This window comes from Vibrio sp. 704 (assembly GCF_033339295.1).
This window is the reverse complement of sequence record NZ_JAWOUH010000158.1, coordinates 1-971: the sequence shown is the minus strand read 5'-3', so window position 1 is coordinate 971 and position 971 is coordinate 1. Positions and strand designations below refer to the sequence as shown.

The following is a 971-nucleotide window of genomic DNA, read 5'->3' as shown; positions in this document are numbered from 1 at the left end:
AAATTGGTCAGCATGTCTTTCCGTTGCATCGCTTGGATCGTCCGACTTCTGGCGTTTTGGTGTTTGCGCTCTCCAGTGAAGTGGCTTCTCAAGTGATGCCAATGTTTGCTGAGCACAAAATGGAGAAGACCTATCACGCGATTGTCCGTGGTTGGATTGAGGAAGAGGGCGTTTTAGATTACGCGTTAAAAGTCGAACTAGACAAAATTGCAGATAAGTTCGCCTCCCAAGAGAAAGAAGCTCAAGAGGCAGTAACCGCTTACAAACCACTGGCGAAAGTGGAAGTGCCTTATTCGACGGGCAAGTTCCCAACAACGCGCTACTGTTTGATGGAAATGAAGCCCAAGACTGGTCGCAAGCACCAATTGCGTCGTCACATGGCCCACCTACGTCACCCAATTGTGGGGGACACATCGCATGGTGATGGTAAACACAACAAATTGTTCCGTAACGAATTTGATTCACACCGCTTGCTGTTACATGCTTCGGAGCTGCGTTTTGTGCATCCGTTTACAAATGAAGAGCTGGTGATGAAAGCGAGTATCGACGATACGTGGCAGCAATTGTTTACTCGATTTGAGTGGGACGAAGAGCTCGTTAAGTAAAGAGGCTGTGCTCTAGCGAAGAGAAATAGAAAAGGGTTGGCATGTTTGCCAACCCTTTTTGTTGTTTACCGATTCTCAAAGGCTATTTGAGTTTTTCTAGATCCGCTTCGATCTCGGCGATCTTGCTAGAAACGACTTTTTCTAAATGGCGAAGATCAGAAAGAATCTTTTGTTTTACATCCAATTCAGACACTTTCGCTGGTTTTGTGATCTTGTTGAGTTCGTCGATAACCAAAGTAAGGTTACGGTTGATTTCCGTTACTTCCTTGTATTTATGACTACCGCTATCAACTAAGACATTTTTTACTTGGCGTGGGTATTTGAATTTGACGCTTTTGGCAAAGAACTCGCCTTTTTGCTTATGGA

General features: G+C 44.7%; 2 protein-coding genes. One reads left to right on the top strand and one right to left on the bottom strand.

Annotated features, from left to right (window positions below; genetic code table 11):
• A partial coding sequence (gene truC / locus R7R24_RS25140) for a tRNA pseudouridine(65) synthase TruC (protein ID WP_318119832.1) occupies positions 1 to 605 on the top strand: 605 nt, incomplete at its 5' end.
• 82 nt (positions 606 to 687) lie between these two features.
• Here truC and R7R24_RS25135 read toward each other — a convergent pair.
• A partial coding sequence (locus R7R24_RS25135) for a DUF3461 family protein (protein ID WP_318119831.1) occupies positions 688 to 971 on the bottom strand: 284 nt, incomplete at its 5' end.